Source organism: Rhodonellum psychrophilum GCM71 = DSM 17998, assembly GCF_000381545.1.
Lineage (GTDB): Bacteria > Bacteroidota > Bacteroidia > Cytophagales > Cyclobacteriaceae > Rhodonellum > Rhodonellum psychrophilum.
In genome coordinates, this window is sequence record NZ_KB906677.1 from 211,749 (window position 1) to 236,571 (window position 24,823).

Annotated in this window: 18 protein-coding genes; 7 read left to right on the top strand and 11 right to left on the bottom strand. The window is 44.1% G+C overall.

Going from position 1 to position 24,823, the window contains the following annotated elements; genetic code table 11:
• Positions 1-12: 12 nt before the first annotated feature.
• From acsA to F824_RS0110320, 5 genes are all read right to left on the bottom strand, one after another.
• Positions 13-1,746 carry an acetate--CoA ligase gene (gene acsA, locus F824_RS27485; RefSeq protein ID WP_019597807.1) on the bottom strand — a complete coding sequence of 578 codons (1,734 nt, stop codon included), beginning with the start codon at positions 1,744-1,746 and terminating at the stop codon, positions 13-15.
• A 3-nt stretch (positions 1,747-1,749) separates the two neighbouring features.
• Positions 1,750-4,155, bottom strand: a complete 2,406-nt coding sequence (gene ppsA / locus F824_RS27490) for a phosphoenolpyruvate synthase (protein WP_051107558.1) — start codon at positions 4,153-4,155, stop codon at positions 1,750-1,752.
• A 90-nt stretch (positions 4,156-4,245) separates the two neighbouring features.
• Complete coding sequence (locus F824_RS0110310) at positions 4,246-4,707, bottom strand: DUF2267 domain-containing protein (protein WP_019597809.1); 462 nt, start codon at positions 4,705-4,707, stop codon at positions 4,246-4,248.
• A gap of 36 nt (positions 4,708-4,743) precedes the next feature.
• Complete coding sequence (locus F824_RS25750; protein ID WP_019597810.1) at positions 4,744-7,065, bottom strand: glycosyltransferase; 2,322 nt, start codon at positions 7,063-7,065, stop codon at positions 4,744-4,746.
• Positions 7,040-7,387, bottom strand: coding sequence for a glycoside hydrolase family 130 protein (locus F824_RS0110320; RefSeq protein WP_019597811.1), 348 nt, complete (start codon positions 7,385-7,387; stop codon positions 7,040-7,042). Before F824_RS0110320 ends, F824_RS25750 begins: the two co-directional genes overlap by 26 nt.
• A gap of 428 nt (positions 7,388-7,815) precedes the next feature.
• On the opposite strand from F824_RS0110320, the gene rluF reads away from it, so the two are divergent.
• The 4 genes from rluF (at position 7,816) to F824_RS0110350 (ending at position 11,321) form a co-directional block, all read left to right on the top strand.
• Positions 7,816-8,556 carry a 23S rRNA pseudouridine(2604) synthase RluF gene (rluF, locus tag F824_RS0110330; protein WP_019597813.1) on the top strand — a complete coding sequence of 247 codons (741 nt, stop codon included), beginning with the start codon at positions 7,816-7,818 and terminating at the stop codon, positions 8,554-8,556.
• A 110-nt stretch (positions 8,557-8,666) separates the two neighbouring features.
• A complete protein-coding gene (locus F824_RS0110335; RefSeq protein ID WP_019597814.1) occupies positions 8,667-9,431 on the top strand; it encodes a hypothetical protein in 765 nt (254 codons plus the stop codon).
• Positions 9,432-9,671: 240 nt separating this feature from the next.
• Positions 9,672-10,346 carry an OmpA family protein gene (locus tag F824_RS0110345; RefSeq protein WP_139189778.1) on the top strand — a complete coding sequence of 225 codons (675 nt, stop codon included), beginning with the start codon at positions 9,672-9,674 and terminating at the stop codon, positions 10,344-10,346.
• A 219-nt stretch (positions 10,347-10,565) separates the two neighbouring features.
• Positions 10,566-11,321 carry a hypothetical protein gene (locus tag F824_RS0110350; RefSeq protein WP_033405292.1) on the top strand — a complete coding sequence of 252 codons (756 nt, stop codon included), beginning with the start codon at positions 10,566-10,568 and terminating at the stop codon, positions 11,319-11,321.
• Positions 11,322-11,505: 184 nt separating this feature from the next.
• Here F824_RS0110350 and F824_RS0110360 read toward each other — a convergent pair whose 3' ends face one another.
• From F824_RS0110360 to F824_RS0110375, 3 genes are all read right to left on the bottom strand, one after another.
• Positions 11,506-12,273 (bottom strand): XRE family transcriptional regulator, encoded by a 768-nt coding sequence (locus F824_RS0110360; protein ID WP_019597819.1) that lies wholly within the window; start codon positions 12,271-12,273, stop codon positions 11,506-11,508.
• Positions 12,274-12,282: 9 nt separating this feature from the next.
• Positions 12,283-12,540, bottom strand: coding sequence for a hypothetical protein (locus tag F824_RS0110365; RefSeq protein WP_019597820.1), 258 nt, complete (start codon positions 12,538-12,540; stop codon positions 12,283-12,285).
• Positions 12,541-13,450: 910 nt separating this feature from the next.
• Complete coding sequence (locus F824_RS0110375) at positions 13,451-15,694, bottom strand: Tex family protein (RefSeq protein WP_019597822.1); 2,244 nt, start codon at positions 15,692-15,694, stop codon at positions 13,451-13,453.
• 414 nt (positions 15,695-16,108) lie between these two features.
• On the opposite strand from F824_RS0110375, the gene F824_RS0110380 reads away from it, so the two are divergent.
• The 3 genes from F824_RS0110380 to F824_RS25760 all read left to right on the top strand — a co-directional run bounded on the left by F824_RS0110380 (position 16,109) and on the right by F824_RS25760 (position 19,750).
• Positions 16,109-16,684, top strand: a complete 576-nt coding sequence (locus F824_RS0110380; RefSeq protein ID WP_019597823.1) for a TlpA family protein disulfide reductase — start codon at positions 16,109-16,111, stop codon at positions 16,682-16,684.
• 98 nt (positions 16,685-16,782) lie between these two features.
• Positions 16,783-17,325, top strand: coding sequence for a GNAT family N-acetyltransferase (locus F824_RS25755; protein ID WP_033405295.1), 543 nt, complete (start codon positions 16,783-16,785; stop codon positions 17,323-17,325).
• Between the two features lie 82 nt (positions 17,326-17,407).
• Complete coding sequence (locus F824_RS25760) at positions 17,408-19,750, top strand: glycoside hydrolase family 95 protein (protein WP_019597825.1); 2,343 nt, start codon at positions 17,408-17,410, stop codon at positions 19,748-19,750.
• Between the two features lie 488 nt (positions 19,751-20,238).
• Here the strand turns inward: F824_RS25760 and F824_RS0110400 are convergent, their stop codons facing one another.
• The 3 genes from F824_RS0110400 to F824_RS0110410 all read right to left on the bottom strand — a co-directional run bounded on the left by F824_RS0110400 (position 20,239) and on the right by F824_RS0110410 (position 24,685).
• The gene (locus tag F824_RS0110400) at positions 20,239-22,335 is read right to left on the bottom strand and encodes a S9 family peptidase (protein ID WP_019597827.1); all 2,097 of its coding nucleotides are present in this window, start codon (positions 22,333-22,335) and stop codon (positions 20,239-20,241) included.
• Positions 22,332-23,240 (bottom strand): serine hydrolase, encoded by a 909-nt coding sequence (locus tag F824_RS0110405; protein WP_033405299.1) that lies wholly within the window; start codon positions 23,238-23,240, stop codon positions 22,332-22,334. The genes F824_RS0110400 and F824_RS0110405 overlap by 4 nt, the downstream gene beginning before the upstream one ends.
• A 140-nt stretch (positions 23,241-23,380) precedes the next feature.
• The gene (locus tag F824_RS0110410; protein WP_019597829.1) at positions 23,381-24,685 is read right to left on the bottom strand and encodes a D-alanyl-D-alanine carboxypeptidase; all 1,305 of its coding nucleotides are present in this window, start codon (positions 24,683-24,685) and stop codon (positions 23,381-23,383) included.
• Positions 24,686-24,823: the final 138 nt, after the last annotated feature.

A 24,823-nucleotide genomic window follows, 5' to 3' on the forward strand; every position in this document is an offset into this window, starting at 1 on the left:
AGCGTTTCTTCCTCACTCCAAAGTGGAAGTATCCCCTTCGGGCAAACCAAGTTCGCGTGCCTTCAAAAGTCTTCTTAAAATCTTTCCACTGCGGGTTTTGGGAATGCTCTCCACAAATTCAATCTCTTTGGGTGCTACTGCCGGCCCCATTTCCTTTCTGGCATAACCCATGATGTTCCTCCTCATCTCCTCACCTGCCTCAGTCCCGGATTTCAGGACTACAAATGCTTTCACCAATTCCCCAATCGACGGCTCCGGCTTTCCAATCACCGCAGCTTCTGCAATAGAGGGATGCCGCATCAATGTGCTTTCCACCTCAAATGGCCCCACCATATGGCCTGACGTTTTGATGATGTCATCGGCCCGACCAATAAACCAGAAATAACCATCCTCATCCATCTTCGCCAAGTCGCCTGTGATGTACCAATCCCCCACAAAGCATTTTTGAAATCTTTCGGCATCATGCAGATATCCCCGAAAAAGTGACGGAAAGCCTTTTTTCAATACCAAATGACCTTGATCGCCAGGATTGGTTAAGAGTGTCAATTCATTGTCCTTGATCTCGGCAATGGCTGCTTCCACTCCGGGAAGGGGTTTTCCCATCGAACCGGGTTTTACCTTCATCGATCGATAATTGGCGATCATGATCCCGCCGGTTTCGGTTTGCCACCAGTTATCCAAGATGGGAAAACCGAAGTTTTTCTCTCCCCAGATCACCGCTTCGGCATGAAGCGGCTCGCCGACGCTCAAAATCAACCGAAGCTTGTCCAGCTGATAGGCTTCCTTTGGGCAGATATCCATCCGCATCAATCTTCTGATGGCAGTGGGGGCGGTGTACCAAACATTGACTTTTTGCTCTTCGAGAATGCTGTACCACCGCATCGCATCGAATTCCTCTTCGTCGATGATGCTCGTCACACCGTTTACCAGGGGAGCGATTATCCCGTAAGAAGTTCCCGTAACCCAACCAGGATCTGCTGTACACCAAAAAATATCCCCCTTGTGAAAATCAAGCACATATTTACCCGTACTGTAATGCGTCAGCACCGCCTGATGCACATGCAAGGCCCCTTTTGGCATGCCCGTAGTCCCACTGGTAAAATGCAACAATGCCGGATCTTCCGGATCGGTTGGGCCAATGACCCAATCCGTTGATGCCTCTTCCATTGCTTTTGAAAACGAAAGCACATTATCAGCGAGGTGCTCTTGAGAATCGGTAAGCAGGATATACCGCAATGATGGAAGTCGTTCCAGTTGGGACTTGATTTTCTTTTCAAAAAAAGCGGTATTGGTCACCAAAACCCGAGCATCCCCCCTACTCAATCTTTGGAAAATGGGTTCTGGGCCAAAAACGGAAAACAAAGGACAAAAAACCGCCCTGTATTTCAGTGCCCCCAATCCCGAAACATACAATTCGGGAACCCTTCCAAGAAGCGTAAAAACTGTTTCTCCCTTTCCAATTCCTATTTTTTCCAGGACGTTGGCAAACTTGGATGTTTGCTTCCTCAGCTCTGAGTAGGAAAAATCGACCGTGCTTCTTTCAGTATTGATAAACCGCAAAGCGATTGTGTTTTTCAAATCACTTTCTGCATGTCGATCAACGGCTTCGTGTGCGATGTTCAATCCTTTTCCTGAGGGGAGACCATCAAGATGTATTCTCTCTTCGTTCCACTCAAAACCCGAATACAAAGCATCGTATTCTGAAAGATTGGGCATAACCGATTTTATGGGATGGACTGATTTCATAATTCAGGATTTTAGGTTGATAGGATCCAAAACTTTTTCCATTGCCACTTCTGCCAACTGGATGTTTTCAATGCCCTTGAGCAAAGCATCCGGATTGAAAGAAATACTGTCAATACCCAGTTCTACAAGAAATTTTGCGAATTCGGGATAATCGCTCGGGGCTTGTCCGCAAAGCCCTATTTTTCTTCCTGATTTTTTTGCGGAGAGGATCACAGATTTCAGCAATTGCTTGACCGCGGCATCGTTTTCATCAAACAAATCACTGATGATGGCAGAATCGCGGTCTATTCCCAATGTGAGCTGGGTGAGGTCATTGGACCCGATGGAGAAGCCATCGAAAATCTCTCCAAATGCTTCTGCAAGAATGACATTGCTGGGGAGTTCGGCCATCACATAGACTTCCAAACCATTTTTCCCGCGTTCCAAACCAAACTCCTTCATGGTTTCCAGTACCCGCTTCCCTTCCTCCACGGTTCGGCAAAAGGGGATCATGATCTTCACATTGGTCAATCCCATTTCATCCCGTATCACCCGTATTGCTTCGCATTCCAATCCAAATCCTTCCCGATACCGCTCATGGTAATAGCGTGATGCTCCTCGGAAGCCCAGCATGGGATTCTCCTCTTTTGGCTCAAATATTTTCCCGCCGATCAATTGCGCATATTCATTGGTCTTGAAATCGCTCATCCGCACAATGACCTCTTTGGGATAAAATGCTGCAGCCACCATTGCGAGTGCCTCCGATAGCCGATCCACAAAGTATTTCTTCTTGTCTGCATACTGATGGGTAATCGCTTCTATGGCTTTTTTGTCATTGCTCTCTTCCAGTTCCTTGTATTTCACCAAAGCCATGGGATGAATGCGGATGGAGTTGGCAATGATGAATTCCATTCGAAGAAGTCCCACCCCTTGATTGGGGTAAAATGAAAGCCGGAATGCTTTATAAGGGTCCGCCAATATCAACATGGGCTTGGTTTTGGTGGTGCCGATATGTTCTATGCTGATTTCTTTCTCCTCCCAATCCAACTGCCCATCATAGACCAATCCATCGTCTCCTTCGATACAGGAAACCGTAATCATCTGGCCATCCTTGAGTTTTTCGGTGGCATCACCTGCTCCTACGATGGCATGAATACCAAGTTCCCGAGCCACAATGGACGCATGGCTGGTTCTTCCTCCTTTGTTGGTGACGATGCTCACGGCTTTCCGCAACATGGCATTCCAATCGGGATTGGTCATGTCTGCCACGATTATATCCCCTTTTTGCACTTTCCCGGCATCTGCGATTGAATGCACGATCCTTGCTATTCCAGAGGTAATGGAGCGACCTACAGCCTTGCCTTTACAAACCGGTTCTGTTTTGGAGAGCAGTGTATATTCTTTGATCGAAATGTTTTCCTTTCTACCGTGAACAGTTTCCGGTCTTGCTTGTACGATGAACAATTCCCCTGTCAAGCCATCTTTGGCCCACTCCACGTCCATGGCCAATTGATAATGCTTTTCAATTTTATAGCACCATTCTGCGAGGATGACCACGTCTTTGTCTGAAAGAGAAAAAACAGTTCTTTCCGAGGGAAGTGTTTGGATGTTCACAATGGGCTTTTCCGTCCCTTTACCATTGGAATACACCATCTTGTTTTCCTTTTCACCCAATTTCCGGTGAATGATGCTCTGCTGATGTTTAGAAATGGCGGGTTTGAAAACATAGAATTCATCTGGATTGACGGCTCCCTGAACCACATTTTCGCCCAAACCCCAAGCGGATGTAATGTAAATTACATTCTCGAAACCGCTTTCGGGATCCAGCGTAAAAGCCACGCCGGCACTACCGATATCCGAACGGACCATGCGTTGAACTCCAACTGAAAGTGCCACAATCAGGTGTTCGAATCCATTGTCAATCCTGTACTTGATGGCCCGGTCATTGAAAATCGAAACATAACATTTTTTTATGGCCAACAGAAGGTTTTCATTTCCCTGAACATTCAAAAAACTATCGTGTTGCCCGGCAAAGCTTGCGGTAGGTAAATCTTCGGCGGTAGCACTGCTTCTTACGGCTACCGAAATCCCCGTCCCGGCATCCAGATTTGCAGCCGATTCGAGTATCTCTTTTTTTACTGCTTCGGGAAGATGACCGCTGTTCATAATTTCCCGGCAATTTGCTCCGACCGTGTCTAGATTGCTAAGTCCTTCCACATCCAATTGATCAAGTTCCTTTCGTAGTTTTTCTTCCAGCTGGTTGTGTTGGATAAAAAAACGATAGGCCTCGGCCGTGATTGCAAAGCCATCGGGGATTTTAATCCCAAAACCGCTCAACTCATGGATCATTTCACCCAAGGATGCATTTTTACCTCCTACCTTGGGTAGGTCTGTATTTCGGAGTTGATTGAATGGCAGGGAATATTTCATTGTTTCAGACTTGTTTTTATCCATCAATTTATTTGATCAAGAGCCGAGAAAATCTCTGATACCCTATTCTTTCCTTCCTTTTGAGACGGTTTATTTTTTTTGGGAAACATTGTTTTCCCTTAGCAATTGTTTTAAATCTTCGGGGAGAACGGCTTCCACATCCTTCATCTGGCCTTCAGAGGCGAATTTCCCAAGGGTCCTGAACACGGCTTTGACAGCCGCATATATTTCATCTTCATTCGAGAAATCCTTCCAGGAAGCAATTCCTTCTTCATGGATGACTTCCGCCAAAAAACCTTTTATTTTTTTACTCTCCCCCTTTTTTTTGGCTGACGGGGACCAGCCATCCACATAAACACCTTTAATGGCCACAGGTAACTGGGCGAGCAATTGGAAATTCTCCTCCATGGTCAGGTAGTTTCTAAGCGTCCTCAATACAGCCCTGAGGATTCTTTGGGCAGATTCTTTTGTCGAATTTTCTCCCAACTCCACCAGGAGTTGATTTAGGAATTGATTTCCTTTTTGTGCGTGTTGATCGAAGTTCAATGGCATGGCTAATTTTTTTTAGAGTTCATTTTTACATCAAAATCAATGTTTGTTTTTCTGGTAAAACTTGGAATTCCGCCCTATCAGTCGCCGCTCCAAATCCTGGTATTCAACAAGAGAAGCGTCTTGCAAAAAGGGTATTCCTTTGCCTGCTTTTTCCATGGTCAATCTCGCCATCAAATAACTGATGGTGGATTCAGCCCCTTGGTTGAGATTGACATTTTCTTTTTCAAGGCTATCATGGCAACCGCAAGTGAGGGGGTTATAGATCAATTGGTGCAAATGATTGTTGCCTAAAAACCAACTGAAAGCAATCTCCATTTTCTCACGATATCCCTCCTCATCGAAAACCTGATGAAAAAGCTGTAACGACTGAATGGTATTTGAGACCTCTATGGGCTGTCCGCCTCCTTCTTGGCTACGGTCCTCTCCCTTTTGAAGCCATCCTTTGTTGGATATAACTTTTATGCTTTTGCCCTCGAAAGTTTTCGAAAGAAGAAAATCAAAAGTGGTCTTTGCGATGCTGCTGTACTTTTCCTTTCCGTCCAAAAAGTTGGCATACAGCAGGGATTCTGGAAGGATACTATTGCCGCAGGTCATGTACTCCTCAAACCATTGCCATTCTGCATCGCTGACGGCATGGTATTTTTCTAACAAAACATCTGCAAGTGAAAGGATCAACTCTCGAATATGTCGGTATTGGTGGGACTGATTGTATAAATAGAGACCCTTGATCGCAAAGGCAATGGCACGTGGGGATTCCAATTCCTTTACCCAATAGACTGCCCGATGGATACACATTTCGGCCCTGATGATAAAATTAGCGGGAAGGTGTTCCCGGTGTGCGACCAAAGTTCCCAATGCCCAGATTGCACCACCATTGGCATCCTCCAGATTATCCCCTGCGTTTTGGAGATGCTCATTCCCTTCAGAATCGACATAGTTGAAGAAAACACCATCCTCCCTTTGACAGGATTCCATCAGGGACAAATATTTATGCATCAGCAAAAAAGTCATGGGATCTTTTTTGAATTCCAGGTGCATGCACATCGCGATAAGTGCCTTGGCATTGTCATCCAGGGTGTAGCCCGATGAAATATCAGGGGTTCCCATTTTGGAAAACCGAAGGATGCCAAACCGATCGGTCAGCTTAAGGATATGTTTCAGCGAAATTTCCGGCAAGTCGAAAATGAGTTCCTGTCCCGGAACATGGCTTTGTAGGACATGGGCATGTTTTACCGCCACATTCCTCCATTCACTTGCCTTTGCTTGATAGATCGCATTTTTGCCCATCCGCTCCCGCAATTCGTCGTCTTCCAACAACCGTGTCAAAGCAGTTGCCAACTGATCCGGATCTTCAAAATCCACCAAAATACCGATATCTTCGGACAGCAATTCCTTGGCCTGTGGATTTACCGAGGCAACGACTGCACAACCACATGCCATTGCAACAGCAAGAGTGCCATTGACGGCCTGATCCCAGTCTTTTGAGGTGGATAGGTAAATATCCGTCAGCTGAAGGAATTCAAGCAACTCAGGGGTTTCCAAATATCGGTTGACAAAGGATACATGATTTTCCAATCCCAATTGCTTCATCTTCCGCTGGAGATGTTTTCGGTACACTTCCTCTTCCTTTTTGATCACTTCGGGTTGTGTCTTTCCCAAGATGACAAACATCAAATCCGGAAATCCGGCAATGACTTTAGGTAGGGCTTCCAGTGCAGTCTCCACGCTTTTATCCGAACTGAGGAGTCCAAAAGTGGAGATGATCTTTTTGTTCTCATAGCCATGAGCTTTATGCAGGCTGGCTTTCTCTTTGGATTCAATCGGATGGATTCCATGGGGAATAATGGTGATTTTCGAATCGGAGAGCCCATAGTCCTCCACCAAAATCCGAACGGAATTTTTGTTCTTGACGATCGTTTTTTCTGCGATCGTGACCATGCTTCTGACGATCAATAGTCTCTTTTCCTCAGGAGAGGGAATGACGGTGTGAAAAGTGACATACACCGGTTTGTTCAGGGAATACAAAAAATACATCAGGTACTCACCAAATTCACCTCCATACATTCCGAACTCATGTTGGATGAAAACTGCCTGGATCTTCTTCTCCCTATTGATCCTCTCTGCCAAGTGGATATAAGCGGATTGATCGGTTACGTCCAAGACATACTTCACTTCAGAAGGGTAACTTTCTCTTGATTTTCCATTTTCCAAGGCACAGATAGAAACCGAAAAAGTGCGGCTCATGCCATCCGCCAACGCATCGAACAAATCCTTGCTGTAGGTGGCAATCTCGCATTCTCGCGGTGGATAGGATGTAAGTACCAGGATTTCCTTATCTGTATTGAAGTTTTCTCTCATGGCTATTGCTTTTTATTTCAGTGATCAGTTCTTTTAAATCAAGGGAAACAGTGCCTATTCGATTGTGCGCAGCACCATAGTAGATGTATCGGGATTCATCCTTCAGGATGGCTCCCGTGAGAAACAACAGGCTTTTGACCAGACCCATTTTTTCCCAATCATGCGCTGGCCAAAAAAAGGGAGTTTCCAATCTCCCAACTTCCTTAGTCGGATTCTCCAGACCCAAAAGTGAGACCCCGGTATGGTACACATATCCAAGGTGAGGATCCTCGATTCCTTGTAGCGCACAAAACTCCTGCGGAATCAATAGGAGGTTCCACACTCCGCTCCCCTATTCCCCTTGGGGTTTTCAAAGCAGCATTCCCAACCTTGACGAAATTTGCTTTGTTGGTCGCACGGTGAAGCAAGTACATCTTCCCATGCGCTTCCACTGCCGCAGGATTGAATACGCCATGGCTTTCAAACTTATGTCCTGAGGGACCGAATAACACTACTTCTTTTTTTATTAAAAACATATCCTATTTTTTTTATTTTTTTAGGATAATAAATCTATAAATTATAATTATTTAATCAAATGATTAATGTCATTAAAAATGCTGAATATTATCAGAAAAAAGAATTTCATCGATTTTACCCCCTGCTTTATCCCCTTGCAAATGGACTCACTTTCATTTTAAATCTGGACGATAGGGCCCGATAAACAATTTTATTTCCCTTAAATTTGAATTTTGGAAGAACAAGACAAATGAGATGGAAGAAGTGCATTCAACCCGAATCAATAAGTACCTGAGTGAAGTTGGATTCTGCTCGCGAAGGGCAGCGGATAAGCTGATCGCTGAAGGCCGTGTAACCATCAACGGCAATGTACCAGAAATGGGGACCAAGCTTCTTCCCGAGGACGAAGTACGGGTAGATGGAAAACTGATTTCCACCCCTGAGGAAAAACCTGTTTACATCGCCTTCAACAAACCCGTAGGGATCGTTTGCACCACTGACACGGAAGGGGAAAAAGACAACATCATTGATTACATCAAGCATCCCAAGCGGATTTTCCCAATCGGCCGATTGGATAAACCCAGCGAGGGATTGATTTTTTTGACCAATGACGGGGACATTGTGAATAAAATTTTAAGGGCCAAAAACAACCACGAAAAAGAATACCTCGTCACCGTCAACAAACCCATCACCTTGGATTTCATCAAAAAAATGGGCCAAGGGGTACCGATTCTCGGCGTAGTCACCCGGAAATGCGAGGTAGAACAACTCAGTAAATTCAAGTTCCGCATCATCTTGACACAAGGGATAAATCGACAAATCCGGAGAATGTGTGATCACCTGGGTTTTGGGGTGGTCATTCTCAAACGTATCAGGATCATGAACGTCAGGCTGGACATCCCCATCGGACAATGGAGGGATCTGACGGAGGAAGAAATGGGTGAAATCCATCGATTGGTTTCCTCCTCGTCCAAGACACATGAAGACCAAGTCTAAAACCCCATCAGGTAATTGCAAAAGCATTCGATTATTGTTGATAAAAAACTAATTTTGCCTTTCGATTATTTTCATTGAAAATTTTTACCTCTGACTATAAATTTAGCGATATGCATTTGAAAACAGAAGACCTCACTAGGCTGGAGATAGAATTCGATTCCGGATCCATCCCAGCCCCATACAGCCACACATTTAAGCTCCGAATCAGCTTTGAAAAGAATTTTCTCAATACCCAATTGGACCTCCACTATACCGGAAGGGAAGATTTGGAGGATGAGGAGATCCTGGAAGAGGGATTTTCGCTGAGCGATGACTATTCCTTTTTGGGAGAAATCCCCAAAGTTTGGGAAAAACCACTCAAGGACCTTTATTCCGAGTCCAAATGGACCAGCAAAAAATTTGACGAAGAAGAAGGTGGTGTCAAGATATTGGCCAAGGATATCCATGGCAAAATCTCCAGGACCATCCCCATCAATCAAAATGACTGGCAACTGTTGGCACAGGATTACCTTCAAGCCATCTATGAAATCAGCAAAAAAGAAGCTCCATTGACCATCAAGTTCTATGCACAGGACCAAAATGGCATCCATGATTTTTCCTTCACCGTCAAATTTTCCATAAGAAAAATTGATGCTTTGGTCGATGGCAAAAGCAGAGAATCAGATTGGGCTGAAACCAAAACGCTATTGTCCAATATATTCCTTCCCGATTACGATTATAGCCAAGCCAAAACTTCCAAGCCGACAAAAAGAGGGTATTATATTGAATGTGGAGATGGATATTGGCACGAACTGGAAAAGGGCGTGGTCAACATTGACAACTCATTTGATGCGGTTTCCAAAATAAAAGAAGGTTTTTTGAAAATGTTGGATTAAACGTAACATGATCAATTATTTTTTAAACTATTTTCTTTTCACCCATTCAATTTTTTTAGCCAAAACCATAACAGACAAGACTTTTCAAAAAATTTAAAATTGTTGGTCATATTATCGCGAAAGCATTTTTCTCAATACAATAAGTCTGGCATGAATTTAGAACCATGACATTTAATGTTTTCATCTTGATCTAAATTGATAAAATCAAGATGAAACAAAAACCAAAAAAACACCCTGATTATGATCTTTAAATTCAAACGAAGCATTTTTTACCAAATTGTAGGCGCATCCATGTTATTTGGCTGTGCAAGCTGGAACAATACCGAAAAAGGTGTCGCCGTCGGCGGTGGAACTGGTGCTGCCATCGGAGCAGTACTTGGCAACAAAAGTGGACAGGCTGGGAAAGGTGCTGCCATTGGTGCAGTTGTAGGTGGTGCAGCGGGTGCAGCTGTTGGTATCTACATGGACAAACAAGCCAAAAAAATGGAAGACATCAAAGATGCTGAAGTGGAACGTGTCGGAGAAGCCATTAAATTGACTTTCGATTCTGGAATTCTTTTCGGATTCGATTCATTTTCCTTGACCCCAGATGCGCAGGAAAGCATTTTGAAATTGTCTGAAATCCTGAACGAATACCCAGACACCAACATTTCCATTGAAGGACATACTGATAACAAAGGCGCTTATGATTATAATCAAAAGTTATCTGTACAAAGAGCCCAGTCGGTCAGGAATTACTTAAAGATGAAAGGTGTGGAAGACAGCAGATTGTTTACCATTGGTCATTCATTTGACAAACCTATCGCTACCAATGACACCGACGAAGGCAGAGCCAAAAACAGAAGAGTTGAAGTATTGATCACTGCCACCGATGTATTGATCGAGAAAGCAGAAAAAGGAGAAATCGAGAATTAATACCCCGAAAATCTCTAAAAGCCAATCTCAGAAATGGGATTGGCTTTTTTTTATTTTTTCACTCCCTTTTTCGCCTGTTCAAAAAACGATCGTGAAGCCCCAATTTTGATTTAAAAACCAAAAAAACACAATTGGATGATTTTAGGCCTTTTGAAACGAATCCAAAAAGAGCACTCCTCAGTTTATACACTATTACAATCCAATAACAGTCTCCAAAAAATGATAAAAGCATTCATCACAGTTTTGATAGTTTCGTCTTCTTTTCTTTCCTGTAACACTTCAAATGAAAATGAAACTTTTGTCAATAGGATTGAAGAGGCACATCAAAAAAAATCTTTTCTTTCTAAGAACGCCATTCAATTTGATATAAAATTGGAGTTTGGGGGAAAAGAGAGGCTTGATGCCAAAATCACCTTGCTCACCAATTCCAGCAAAGGGTTAATTGCTTTTGATAACGGTTCAAAAATTATTTTTGACGGCCAAAAGGTCCACTATTCCCCTGATATCCCAAATGAAGCATTGGTTCGTTTTGATGCGTATACATGGGCATATTTTTTCCTCTTCCCATATAAATTAAGTGATACAGGTACAAAGTGGGATAACTATGAAAATACAGAAGTTGACAAATTGGGATATCAGACTCACAAACTAACATTTGAACCAGGTACAGGAGATGCGCCTGATGATTGGTATGTTGTTTATGCGGATAAATCAAACAACTTAATTGAAAAAGTGGCTTATATCGTCACTGTCAGGGGAAATAAAGAAGACGCAGAAAAAGACCCCCATGCCATTCAATATTTGGACTATGTGGAATCCAATGGTATACCAATAGCAACGAAATGGGTGTTTTGGGAGTGGGAAGCACAGCAGGGATTGACCAATAGCATTGGTAATGCTTCACTTTCCGAGATTGGATTTATTACAACAAAACCAGATTTTTTCACTCCTGGGAGCAATTTTAAAAGTAATTGAAGGTTTTTAATGCCATCAGCCTTCCTTTTTATTTGTATCGAATAAAAAGGAAGGCTGATCCGGAAAAATCTGAAGAGGTTCTTGGATGTACTTTTTCAATATTCGTTGGACTTAGGAATTCTTGAATTTGGAAACACCAACCGACTTTTCTCCATTGCAAATGGCATTGAAGAAAAAACCATTCCTACCGCAATTTGATGATGTCCCGCCTCAGCTCCATGATCATTTCGGAGATGTCTTCCAAGGTTGCGGGTGCGGCTTTGTCTTTGGGATTGGGAAAATCAGTACTGATAAATGCACGGGCTTCCCATATTTCCATCACATCCTCCCCCTTGATTTCATAAGGCTTGTACTGTTGGTTGTCGGAAACCAAGTACAGCTTCCCATTTTCTTCCAGATAGTTGAAAACCCGTTTGTACACAACGCCTTCTGATGAGGTGACCAGGACATAGGTCTTGCCACTTTTGATTTCTTGGAGCTGTTCTATGTAGGCTCCGATGATCAATGTGCCCGAAACCAGGGGCAACATGCTGTCTCCGGAAATCTCGAAGGCCCTATAGGTCTTGTTTGTAGCCAAATTGGGGAGATGGAATTGGGGCAAGGATTCCATGTATTCAGGATCAGCGAAACCGTTCAAGTAGCCTGCAGAAGCTTTTTGCCCCACCATTGTGATGTTCTCCCGGTCATTTTCATCCACTGCTATGGTCAGGATTTTAATGTCCTTGTTTTGGAGGGGTTTTCTTCCCATTTCCTGAATATCGTGGTACAGCAATTCATCGATGGAGACATGGAAAGTCTCCGAAAGAATGCTCAAGGTCGCCAGCTTGGGTTCTGATCTCCCATCCTCATAGGCGGAAATCATGGTTCTTTGCAAACCCAATTTCTCGGAAAGTTCCGCTTGGGTAAGTCCCAATTCCGTTCTTAAAAATTTCAGATTCTTGTGGAGCTTCATGGCCTTGGGTTATGCTGAGTAAAGGTAAAAATTATGGTCGTCCTTTACCTGGGTTTTTACCGAAAACGGATTCAATCCAGACATCGCCATTCTTCGCTGTGCCATTCTTTCCTTGATTTCCGCTATGATCTCTCCCACCGGCTTGGGTTCATTGACCAACAAATAACCATATTGGGGCTTTTGTTCATCCTCAATAAAAAATTTAACCTGGCAATTCCCTGAAGGCAATTGCTTGCTGGTTACGCTGATTTTTGTTTGATCTTCCATAGCTTCCTTGTTTTAACAACAGCTAATTTAAAAATGTTTGTTTAATAAACTATCACAAGTTCATAAAATAAACCAATGCCTGACAGCTATTGTCACAATTTTTGATTTTGACTGAGTTTTTAGAAGGATTGGTTGCCAAAACTGCTATTTTTTGGTGTATAAAACCCAATTAAATGAGGGAAGGAAAATCGGTTACGCCTAAATGTACTTGTAATAATAAAAGGAAAATTTCTGCTGTAAGTTCATCCCCTTCAGGGTTGTTGTTCCCATTATTGATTCACAATCCCCCAGTTGCACCAAGGGCTATTGAAAAGTTTGACCACTTTGTGGTCGGTAATGAATCAGAGCGAATCCTGCAATCTAAATCTTGGAATTCCGATCCTAAAGGGATCGAACCTCTCAATAACCATGGGTGGAACCCATGGAAAATCAATCTCAGAGAAAATCCTTCGACCCCGAAGGGTGTCGAACTTTTATACCGAAGATTTTTGGAATAAAAAGTTCATCCCCTTCAGGCTTGCTAGAATGCTCAAAAATAGTTTGAAGATCAGATTAAATCCAGGGCAGCACCAATTCATTCCCTTCGGGAATGTTGGTCTCATGAACATTTCCCACTCTTTCTAGACCGGCTTAACCCGTTTTATGCATTACGAACTCAATTCAATTGGGTGTTGATTGATTTTGACTTCACCCTATTGGTGTCAGGGATTAGTCTCCCAATAGTCTGATTTTCCTGCCGTTTCGATCTCATTTGGAAACGGAATGCATATTTCGGGTTGAAGAAAAAGAAGAAACACTTTCAGTGCTTTATTCTTCTGGAATTCATGATGAGCATTCAAGCCCCTAAAACAAAAAAACCATTGGAAATTAAAGATTTCCAATGGTTTTCACACTGCCCTGCTTTTACTGGCTACCTAAACATTCCTTTCAAAAGGGCCAGTTTTGCGGCCATATCTCCTTCTTCCTCCACTTTGGGTTTGGGCTTTTGCTTGGTTTTGGCACTTCCCCTCTCGGCAAAAGGATCGGATTTCATGCTCAGCGCAATTCTCTTTCTTTGGGTATCCACTTCCATGACGGTTACTTCCACTTTTTGGTTGACCGAAACCACATCTGTCGGTTCGGTCACGAACTTATCGGCCAAATGACTCAAATGAACCAGTCCGTCCTGATGCACCCCAATGTCCACAAAGGCGCCGAATTTGGTAATGTTGGTCACCAAACCTGGCAATTTCATTCCCACTTTCAGATCAGAGATTTTGTTTACGCCTTCCTGAAAACTGAATACCTCAAATCGTTCGCGAGGATCACGCCCTGGCTTGGAAATCTCTTCCATGATGTCCTGGAGTGTCGGCAAACCAACCGTCTCGGAGATGTAATTCTTCAAGACAATTTTCGCTCTCAGCTCCTCACTTGTCATCAAATCACTCACTTTGGCACCGATATCCTTTGCCATTTTCTCTACCAATCCATAGCGCTCCGGATGTACGGCACTGGCGTCCAAAGGATGGCTTGCATTCCGGATTCTCAGGAATCCAGCCGCCTGCTCAAATGCCTTGTCGCCCAACCTTGGCACTTTTTTGATTTCGTCCCTGCTTTTGAAAGGTCCTTTTTCATTTCTGTATGTGATGATGTTCTGTGCCAAAACCGGACCCAGTCCAGAAACGTAGGTCAGCAACTGTTTGGAGGCGGTGTTCACCTCGACGCCAACGCCATTGACACTGCTCATCACCGTATCGTCCAAGGCATTTTTGAGTGCTGTCGGGTCCACATCGTGTTGGTATTGGCCCACTCCGATGGATTTGGGATCTATTTTCACCAATTCTGCCAAAGGATCCATCAGCCTTCGTCCGATGGATACCGCTCCCCTTACCGTCAAATCCTGATCGGGAAACTCCTCTCTGGCCACATCCGATGCCGAATAAATCGACGCTCCACTTTCATTCACCATGATCACCACCACGTTTTTAGGCAATCCGATGGATTTTACAAAAGCTTCCGTTTCCCTTCCCGCCGTACCGTTTCCGATCGCGATGGCTTCGATTTTGTGCAAATCGACCAAATGCTTGATCAGTGCAGCGGTTTCAGCGGTTTTGCGTTGGGGTTCGTTTGGATAGATGGTGTCATAACTCAAAAACTGTCCCTGTGGTCCCAGGCAAACTGTCTTGCATCCTGTCCTGAAACCCGGATCGATGGCCATGACGGATTTCTCTCCCAATGGGGCCGCCAAGAGCAATTGTCTCAGATTTTCGGCAAAAACCTTAATGGCTTCCTCATCCGCCTTTTTCTTGGAATATAGCCTTACCTCAGTCTCCATGGAAGGTTTCAAAAGGCGTTTGTAACAATCTTTGATCGCCATACCCACTTGCTCTACGGCAGTGTTTGCTGCTTTTTTCAGTACTGTTTCTTCCATCAGGGCCGTTGCCTGAAGCTCGGCAGGACAACTGTCCAACATCAAGAACATCTCCTTTTCGCCTCTTCTCATGGCCAAAACGCGATGCGATGGTGTTTTCTTGATCGGCTCAGACCAATCGAAATAATCCTTGTATTTTTCGGCTTCTGCTTCTTTTCCCGGAATGACTTTGCTGGTAAAAATCCCTTCCTCAATGAAAAGGGCACGCATTTTCTTTCTCAATTCCGCATTTTCATTGATCCATTCAGCTAGAATATCCCTGGCACCTTGCAAGGCTTCCTCGGGTGTATTCACTTCTTTTTCCGGATCGACATATCCCTGCGCTTCCGCATTCAGGTCAAATGATTCCTGTTCGAATATTTTTGTTGCCAAGGGTTCCAATCCCTTCTCTCGGGCGATGGTGGCCTTGGTTCTTCTTTTGGGCTTGTAAGGAAGATAAATATCCTCCAAAATGGACATCGTTTCCGCTCCATTGATCTTTTTCTCCAGTTCGGGCGTCAATTTCCCCTGTTCCTGAATTGACTTGAGGACAGCCTCTCTTCTCTTGTCCAAGTCACGCAATTGCTGGACCCTGTCCCGTATGGCCGCAACCTGAACTTCATCCAAACTGCCCGTCACTTCTTTTCGATACCTTGATATAAAGGGAATCGTCGCGCCTTCATCCAATAAATCTACAGTGTCCGAAACCTGTTTCTGCCTGATATTGAGTTCCTCGGCAATTTTAGTATAGTGAATCGTATTCATAAAGCTTTGTCCTTAGTCAAATTAAGACTTGCAATTTAAAGGTTTCAACCCGCGAAACATAAAGTAAAAATGTATTCTTGTGCTTTATGTTACCAAGCAATTGAATATCTGATGGTAAATTTGTGTTCAGGATGAGGAATATTATGGCTGGGAAATCCGTAATTCAGCTGCCCATTCTTTCTCTTTTGTTTAGGATATAAAGGGATTGGAAAAGGACGAAGGTTGCTGTTATTGACGGGTCAAATTAAAAACAATCTGATCATCTGCTATCGTGCCTGTAAAACATATTTTATTATAGGAAAGAATCGGAAGACCGAAGCGGGAAGACAGAAGATGCCAATTAAGATTTCAAGCAAAAATCTTCTGATTCCTCGCGTCAAGTGATATTATTGCTGATTTATAAAAAAACAAACAATGAATTGGAAGAAAGAAATTAAGAGCTGGGGATTGATGCTGTCGGTATTTGCATTTCTATATTTTACGGGATTGATGACACCGATCATGGGTGGCGTGCAATCGGTATTGTTGTCCACCGGATTGATCAAGCCCAAAATCACCTTGACCAATAAAGAAACGCAGAATTTTGATTACCGCGGGAAATTCACGGATATGCAAGGGAAGGAAGTTTTCTTGGAAGATTATAAAGGAAAAACCGTCTTCATCAACCTTTGGGCGACTTGGTGTCCTCCGTGTAGGGCTGAAATGCCCCATATCGAATCCCTCTACGGGAAAGTGAAAGACAATGAAAACATTGAATTCCTGATGATTGCCTTGGACAAAGAGGCTAAAAAAAGCAAGGATTTCATCGACCAAAAGGAGTTTACCTTTCCGGTAGTCCATGCAGGGTTTGGCTTGAACAATTCCCTTCAGAGTGAATCCATTCCAACAACTTTGGTGGTCAGTCCCGAGGGAAAAATCGTTTTCTATCAGGAAGGCATGAGCAATTTCGACACGAAGGAATTTATGGATTTTCTGACGGGGGAGTTTTAAAATCCCATTTTAAGGGTTAAATTGAATTTGGAAAACCACTGTCTTTACCGGCAGTGGTTTTCTCCATTAAAAGAGCCTCACCGTACAACTCACAAACTTTGGATCCTTACATTTTCACCTCTCAACGCCTCGGATTCCGTGGTTATCTTCCAAAAGACCTTGATGAAATCGCCTCCATGAATGCGGATCCGGAAGTGATGCGATTTTTTGAAAAGCCCTTGTCCATTAAGGAAAGTGAGGAATTCATCCAAAGGCAAAATGACCACTTGGGATTATTTGGGTTTTGTTTTTTTGTGGCGGAAGCCCTTGCCAACCAAGAATTGATTGGCATCATCGGATTGGGAAACAGGACCTATGAAAGCCCCATGAGTCCATTTATAGATGTGGGTTGGAGGTTAAAGAAATCAGCTTGGGGAAAAGGATTTGCGACTGAAGGGGCAAAAGCCTGTTTGGATTTTGGGTTTAAAAAAGGAATACAAGAAATTTTCGCGATCACTCCCCTGATCAATCACCCATCGGAAAATGTGATGGTAAAGCTGGGAATGGATAAAGTGGGTACCTTCATTTATCCCTTCCTGCCCGCAGACCATCGACTCAACCCACACCTTTATTATAGGATTCAAAATCCGAACAAATTCTGATACGATTTTTGCAGTAAACCTTATCCAGCTTGTAAGAAGAGTTAAAATTCAGGAACTTGAGGCGATCAAACCTAAGATCACCATGACCGCAAATTCCCGATCCTTTTTTATAAGTGTAGCTGTATTGTTCTTTTGTCTCACTTCCTCATTTGCCCAAAAATCCCTTTGGTACCAACAACCCGCAGAAAAATGGGAAGATGCCTTGCCCATCGGAAATGGAAGATTAGGGGCCATGGTATTTGGCAAAACGAATACAGAGCGGATTCAGCTCAATGAAGATTCCCTTTGGCCGGGAGGTCCTGATGATTGGGGACCTGCGCCTGGCAAAAGATCGGATTTGGAAGAAATCAGGAAAATGCTCCTCTTGGGAGAAAACAAAAAGGCCGATTCCCTCCTTGTGGAAAGATTTTCCAGGAAGGGAGTGCTCCGCTCCCATCAAACCTTGGGAGATCTTTGGCTGGATCTGGGACATACCGATATCAGTGCGTACAGCAGAGAACTCGATCTGGAAACTGCCTCAGTCATCATTCGCTACAAAACCGATGGATTTCAGGTTACCCAAAAAGTCTTTTCCTCCGCTCCAGACCAAGCCCTTGTCGTGGAAATCACCACCGAACACCCAGATGGATTGAATGGCCACATCCGACTTTCCCGACCTGATGACGAGGGATTTCCAACGGTATCGGTCCAAACAGTCACTCCCCAAATTCTGGAAATGAGTGGGGAAATCACCCAAAGAAAGGGGGAAGTCGATTCGAAACCCGCACCGATTCTGCATGGGGTAAGGTTTCAGAGTTTGCTTTTTGCGGAAAACAAAGAAGGAACGCTCACAGTCGAAAAAGATCGTTTTTCCATGCGTGGCGTTCAAAAACTCACCCTAAAATTGGTCACCAACACCTCATTTTACCACCGTGATTTCAGGGGTGAAAACCAAAAGCAGCTGTTGGCCATCAAGGGTATGGATTTTGACTCGCTGTATGCAAGGCACCTAAAAGACTATGGCGAATTGTTCAACAGGGTTTCCCTGCGATTGGGCGATGTGGTGAAAAATGACATTCCAACCGATCTCAGGATCAAACAGGTGCAAGAAGGGAAAACTGATCTTTTCCTCGAATCCCTGCTTTTTGATTTTGGAAGATATTTGCTGATTGCTTCCTCCCGCCCCGGAACCCTTCCCGCCAATCTTCAGGGGATTTGGAATCCCCATATTTCCGCCCCGTGGAATGCAGATTACCACATGAATATCAACATGCAGATGAATTATTGGCCGGCGGAAGTGACCAATCTGAGCGAATTGCATGACCCATTTTTTGATTTTACCGATGGAATAGTCAACAGCGGCAAGATCACGGCAAGGGAAAGTTATGGTATGCGGGGCGCTGCCTTTGGGCACACCACTGACATTTGGAAACCCACTTTCTTGCAGGCTGCCACGGCGTATTGGGGCGGATGGATCGGTGCGGGAGGCTGGATGGCGCAGCATTATTGGGAAAGGTTTGCCTTTACCCAAGACAGGCGGTTTCTCCAAGAACGCCTCTATCCAGCCTTGACCGAAGTCGCTGCCTTTTATGCGGATTGGTTGGTCGAAGACCCAAAAGACGGGAAGTTGGTTTCAGCCCCCTCCACTTCTCCCGAAAACAGTTTTATCAATGCAAAAGGAGAATCCGTTGCCACCACCATGGGTGCGGCCATGGACCAACAGATCATTGCCGAAGTATTTGACCACTTTATCGCGGCCTGTGAAATTCTCGACCTTCAACCGGCACTCTTGGATGAAATCAAGGAAAAAAGGGGGAAGTTAAGGTCAGGTTTGCAAGTGGGAAAAGAGGGTAGGCTCTTGGAATGGGATCAGGAATATGCCGAACCCGAGAAAGGCCACCGACACATGTCACACCTCTATGCTTTCCATCCTGGCAATGCGGTGACAAAATCGACTACTCCAGAACTTTTTGACGCCGTAAAAAAAACATTGGATTACCGGTTGGCCAATGGGGGTGCAGGCACAGGTTGGTCACGGGCTTGGCTGATCAATTTTTCAGCAAGGCTACAGGAAGGTGAAATGGCCCATGAACACATCCAAAAACTGATCACACAATCCCTCTATTCCAATTTATTTGACGCCCATCCTCCGTTTCAGATCGACGGAAACTTTGGTTACACTGCAGGGGTCGCCGAGATGCTGCTCCAATCCCATGAGGGCAATTCCATTCATTTGCTTCCTGCCTTACCGGGCGCTTGGGCAAGCGGTGAAGTCAAGGGATTGAAAGCACGTGGGAATTATTCAGTGGACATTTCCTGGGAAAATGGGATATTGAAATCGGCAGTCATTACATCCCATTTAGGAGGAAAAGGAAAAGTGAACTATCAAGGGAAAGAAAAACAATTTGACCTGCAGAAAGGGGCGGTTTTGGAACTCGTTTTTTAATTCAACCCATGTTTTCCAAGCAATACCAATTCCATTCCAACTTAAAATTGCTTGATAATCAGTCTTTGTTTCATGTAGTTGCCTTCACCAAATCAGTACCGCACGTGATTCTCCAAATGGTCTGATTGTCTTGTTATTTCAACCCGAAATATGCAAGAGGTTTCCAAATGGGATTGAAACTGAAAGAAAATCGGACTATTGGGAGAATAATTCCTGACCTCAATAGGGTGAAGTCAAAAATAGTCAACACCTAATTGATCATCAGTAAATTAAAATATTGAATGGAGTTCGTAATATATAAAACAGGTTCAACACCATTGGGAAACTATTGCATATTTTAGATTCAATTCAGATAGTTTCTGTTTTTGATTTCCTCACATCGGCACTACTCCTTATTCTATTCTTCAAATACCCTGATTTTCTTGTCGTTATAACCCCATTAGAGAACCTACAGCATTTTTCGGGTGAAGTGTGGGCGCTTTCAGAAATCACTCTGGCATCAGATGTTTTTTCAAGAATTCCACCGTGGCTTTGTTGACTTTGACCATATTGGCGTATTTCATCCAATGATGGGTGTCTCCGGGAATCATCAGGGATTCGAAGGGCATTTTTCTTTCTTCAAATCTCCTGACCAAATCCGTGGTTTGGCTGAAATTTACATTTCTATCGTCATCGGAATGGATAAAAAGGACAGGCGATTTCCATGTATCCAAATAGGCCATCGGAGAGGAAAGCCAGGCCGTCTTGACTGCATGGTCAAAATCAGGCGCTTTCTCATAGCCGTCCGGCATTTCCAACCTACCGGAAAGATCATGTACGCCGTGAATGTCAACACCGACCTTAAACAAATCGGAATCCTTGCCCAATGCCATTGCGGTGAGATAACCTCCGTAAGAACCTCCGTAAACACCAATTCTTTGCGCATCCACTTGGGTCAATTTGGCCAAATATTCTCCCGCAGCCTTGACGTCCAAGTATTCTTCCCCACCCTGTATCCAAGTTCTGGCGGGTTTGTGAAATTCATAACCATAGCCAATTCCGAGGCGGAAATTGACCGAAAGGACGACGAAACCCATTTCGGCCAATTGCTGGTTGACTGCATAGGTATTGGAATAATAATCCATATAAGACCAACCCAATAGCATCTGCCGCTGTGGACCGCCATGGACAAAGACCACCGCAGGTTTCTTGGCAGGGCCTCCCTCCTTTTCAAAGAGCTGACCATACACCGTGAAACCATCGGGAGATTGGAATTTGACTTGCTTGGGCACCACCAACCTGTCTTGGGGAAAATCATTGGGAATCAGGTTTTCTGCAAGCAGCTTGATTTCCTTTGTTTCTGAATGCACGAGTGCGGGCAACAAGGATCTTTTTGCGGTAGCGCTGAAAAAAGCGATTTGTTTTTCATCGGCAAGTGGTACTGGAATGGCTTCGATTCCTTCCCCTTCGGTCAGCAGTTCCATTTTTCCACCATTGATGGAAACCCTGCCGATATGTCTGCGATCGATATCCTCTGGTAAATTCCCAGTGTTTGCAGAGAAAACCAATGATTTCCCATCCTTGGCCAGTTTTATGTGTTCGACCATATATTCCCCTGGTGTCAAAAGAGAAGAAGGACCAGCATTGGCATCCATCGCATAGAGATGTGGCCAGCCATCTTCGTAAGACAGATAAACGATTTTATTGTCGGCTGCCCAGTGGAGATTGAATCCACCGTTGGTGGTGGGTACGGAACCTCTTAGCGTTTCGGGTGCTTTCCATCTTTTGACTGCCAATCCGGTTTCGACTGTTGCAATCCAGATTTCCCAAGGTTGATGCCGCTGCTCTAATAATGGCAAAGCGGCTCCGGATCCACCGGGAGTCCTTACGAAAACCACCTGGCTTCCATCACGAGACCATTTTGGACTTAGGTCTCGGCTGAATGAAGGCGCCAGCCATTGAAGCGCTGGATTTTCATTGGAGAATACCCCGATCAAGGCATGCGTGCCTCTGTTGACGACAAACAGCAGTTGGCTTCCATCCGGCGACCAACTGTGGGAATGCACATTTCCCTTGACCTGAAAGAGCTGCTTTGGTTCACCCTCAGAAATCGAAACGCTCCAAACCTGGCCATTTTTTAGATAAGCGACAGTTTTGCTATCTGGAGAAACCATGGGTTCATCCCCTTCCGCGACCACCTCTGTTTGGCCTCCGGCAAATGGGACTTTCCAAATCTCTACTTTTGGCATCACAGTGGCATGTGTGACATTTACGGGAACATTGGCATTTCCTCCACCATGGTCCCCGCCACGGACGAAGATCAACCAGTTTCCATCGGGGGAAAATTGGAGACCACTGATTTCCTGGCCATCGTCTTCGATAAAAGCGGTGATTTTTCGGGGGGAAAATTCCGGACCTTCTGCAACATAGACATTGCGCAGTCCCTTTTCATTCATGGCCCAGGCGATTTTGTTTCCACTGGCTGAAGCTGTCAATTCCGAAGGAAAGGAGAAACTGGAAATCTGCTCGACGGAAAACGACTGCGCCGCCAACTCGGTCAGCAGAAAAATATAGCTGAAAAATACCAGTATTAACTTTTTCATCATTTGTCTGTTGAAATCACATACTCATAAATAATTTTGGAAATCTGGGCGATTTGCGATTTCCCTTTTTCGACATCCTCCAGATTCTTACTCAGGATGACCAAAACATAAGCCCTTCCATCAGGCAATTTCACGATGGCCGCATCATGCTCGACACCGGAAATGGCTCCTGTTTTGTGTGCCACGACCACGTCTTTGGGCAAAAGTTCTGGAATCATTTCATTGAACTTTTGATCGATCAAAATGTCCATCATTTCTTCAGAGGAGGCGGAATCAACGGTTTCACCCTTGGCAATGGCCTCCATGATCAGCATCAAATCGTAGGCAGTCGTGGTATTGTTGAGACCTGCATCAAAGGCCTTCAAATCCTCCACGCCCCTCAATACCTGGTTGTCCAAAACGCCCATTTCCCGCATGGTGGCATTGATGTTGTCTGCCCCGATTTTTTCGATCAGGATATTGGTGGCGAGATTGCTGCTCATGGTCACCATTTCGTACATCAACTCATAATAAGTGGCTTGCTGGCCTATTCTTTCGTAGAGATTCTCCTGGCTGTCCACGCCCAAGTCCATGCTGAAAAGGCTGCTGTCCACAATACTCCTGAATTCATTGATGATGGGGATAGAATCCTTCATCGAAAATTTCCCTTGCCCAGCTTGCTTGTACATTTCGATCATCACCGGAACTTTCATGGTACTGGCGGCATGAAAGACTTCTTTTTCATTGATCAATACCATTTGAGAAGGATCGTCGAGAGTTTTGAAAGCGATTGCAAAATCTCCCTGTGCATTTTCCAATTCAGCAAGCAGGGCAGATTCCAGTTCAGGAAATTCATTTTCAGGGGCTTTCGATGCACAATGCCAAAGGAAGAGACTGAGGAACAATAGCGTTAAGGATTGTCTTTGCATGATTTGGTGAATTTTAAGAGTGCTTTGGATTTGCCATTTAATGGTCAAATCAAAATTTTAATTTTGTAAATACGGATTAACAGGTGTGAGAAAGAATCGATTTGGGAAAATCCTGAATGGACAGCTTTTAAGATCTTCCATCAATATTTTTTATGGATCTGGTACAATACCTTCTCCATTTCCTTTTTCAATTCACCCGAAGGGATTGCGTAATTGTTCAGGAGAAAACTAAACAACAAGGTTTTTCCACTTTTGGTGATTAAATATCCGCTGAGCGCATTGCTCATGCTCAGGGAACCTGTTTTCGCATAAATATAGGGCGTTTGTCCGGGATCTGCTTTGTACCAATTGCGGATCGTCCCGGAATCCCCTCCCGCTGGGAAATAAGCTTGGATTTTTTCCATGGGGATTTCTTCCTTGATTTTTTCCAACAAAGCGATGATGGTTCTCGGGGTAAACATATTCTTGGCCGAAAGTCCCGAACCGTCAACCCAAATGGGTTCATCCGGAAGATCCTTCAGCAGATTCTCCTTGGCATAAGCGATCGCAGAGGAGATATTCAGAGAATCGAATAAATGATCCGATACCAAAAGCAGCAATTGCTCCGCCAAGAAATTATCGCTGATTTTCATCATTTGGGAATAGACGGAGTCAGCTTTTGCCGTGGATAATTTTTGGTGGATTCGGTGTTGGTAATTTTGGTTGGGAATGAGCGTAATATTTTTCCCAACCTTCAAACAAAGCATGTCCGCGGTCAATTGGGCAGAGGTGATATAAGGCTTGTCGCTTTCAAAACCGAGTTCTTTCTCAAGCTGTTTGTTTATACCATAATGGTAAATATTTTGGTCTTCTTCTCTCAAAATGCTGTACCGTTCCGAAGGAATGTCCTCAAATGACTGACTTTGGAAATAATCAGGAGAAAAACCAACCTTATCATCGGGCTTTTTGGAAAAGCGAACCACATTGCCATAAATAGGCAAGGAAGACCTTTCGGTCGCATAATAATAATTGTACCAATCCCATGACCAACCCGAACCAAAAGCGGTTACCTGATCAAAAGTATTGACCATGTAAAGCGCTTGCCGTGCATTTTTTAAGAAATCCACCACAGTACTGTCCCTGAAATCAGGGTGAAGTAAGGTGGGATCACCTGTTCCCCAAAAAATAAGAGAATCCTCTTTTTGGATGTAATTTAGTCCGTTGACCCGCTCCTCGCCCAAGAGTTTATAACTGGTGTAAAAAGTAAAGAGCTTGGTATTGGACGCAGGGATAAAATATTTCTCCTCATTGAGGGCAAAGAGCGTTTTTTTCTTTTCCGGATCCACCAACATAAATCCAATATGGCCTTTGCCAAAAACTTCGGAATCCCGAACTGATTTTTTGATCTTCTGAACCGTACAGGACCCCAATGAGAGCAGGATCAGGAATGCTAAAATTTTCTTCATCTTTCCAAGTTAAATTTGAAATAGGTATGTCTGGCGTTTTGACTGAAGCATTTCCATTCTAAGAAAAACTGCCTGGAGAAAATATGCATTGTCCAATTTTGAATTGTGTATACCATAGGTGGGTGATTATGATCCGAT

Coding starts and splice junctions, on each gene's coding strand:
- F824_RS0110345 (WP_139189778.1), top strand. CDS start 9,672: ATGATCTTTAAATTCAAACGAAGCATTTTTTACCAAATTGTAGGCGCA.
- rluF (WP_019597813.1), top strand. CDS start 7,816: ATGGAAGAAGTGCATTCAACCCGAATCAATAAGTACCTGAGTGAAGTT.
- F824_RS0110380 (WP_019597823.1), top strand. CDS start 16,109: ATGAATTGGAAGAAAGAAATTAAGAGCTGGGGATTGATGCTGTCGGTA.
- F824_RS0110335 (WP_019597814.1), top strand. CDS start 8,667: ATGCATTTGAAAACAGAAGACCTCACTAGGCTGGAGATAGAATTCGAT.
- F824_RS0110310 (WP_019597809.1), bottom strand. CDS start 4,707: ATGCCATTGAACTTCGATCAACACGCACAAAAAGGAAATCAATTCCTA.
- F824_RS0110405 (WP_033405299.1), bottom strand. CDS start 23,240: ATGCAAAGACAATCCTTAACGCTATTGTTCCTCAGTCTCTTCCTTTGG.
- F824_RS0110365 (WP_019597820.1), bottom strand. CDS start 12,540: ATGGAAGATCAAACAAAAATCAGCGTAACCAGCAAGCAATTGCCTTCA.
- F824_RS0110375 (WP_019597822.1), bottom strand. CDS start 15,694: ATGAATACGATTCACTATACTAAAATTGCCGAGGAACTCAATATCAGG.
- F824_RS25760 (WP_019597825.1), top strand. CDS start 17,408: ATGACCGCAAATTCCCGATCCTTTTTTATAAGTGTAGCTGTATTGTTC.
- acsA (WP_019597807.1), bottom strand. CDS start 1,746: ATGAAATCAGTCCATCCCATAAAATCGGTTATGCCCAATCTTTCAGAA.
- F824_RS25750 (WP_019597810.1), bottom strand. CDS start 7,065: ATGAGAGAAAACTTCAATACAGATAAGGAAATCCTGGTACTTACATCC.
- ppsA (WP_051107558.1), bottom strand. CDS start 4,155: ATGAAATATTCCCTGCCATTCAATCAACTCCGAAATACAGACCTACCC.
- F824_RS0110360 (WP_019597819.1), bottom strand. CDS start 12,273: ATGAAGCTCCACAAGAATCTGAAATTTTTAAGAACGGAATTGGGACTT.
- F824_RS0110410 (WP_019597829.1), bottom strand. CDS start 24,685: ATGAAGAAAATTTTAGCATTCCTGATCCTGCTCTCATTGGGGTCCTGT.
- F824_RS0110350 (WP_033405292.1), top strand. CDS start 10,566: ATGATAAAAGCATTCATCACAGTTTTGATAGTTTCGTCTTCTTTTCTT.
- F824_RS0110400 (WP_019597827.1), bottom strand. CDS start 22,335: ATGATGAAAAAGTTAATACTGGTATTTTTCAGCTATATTTTTCTGCTG.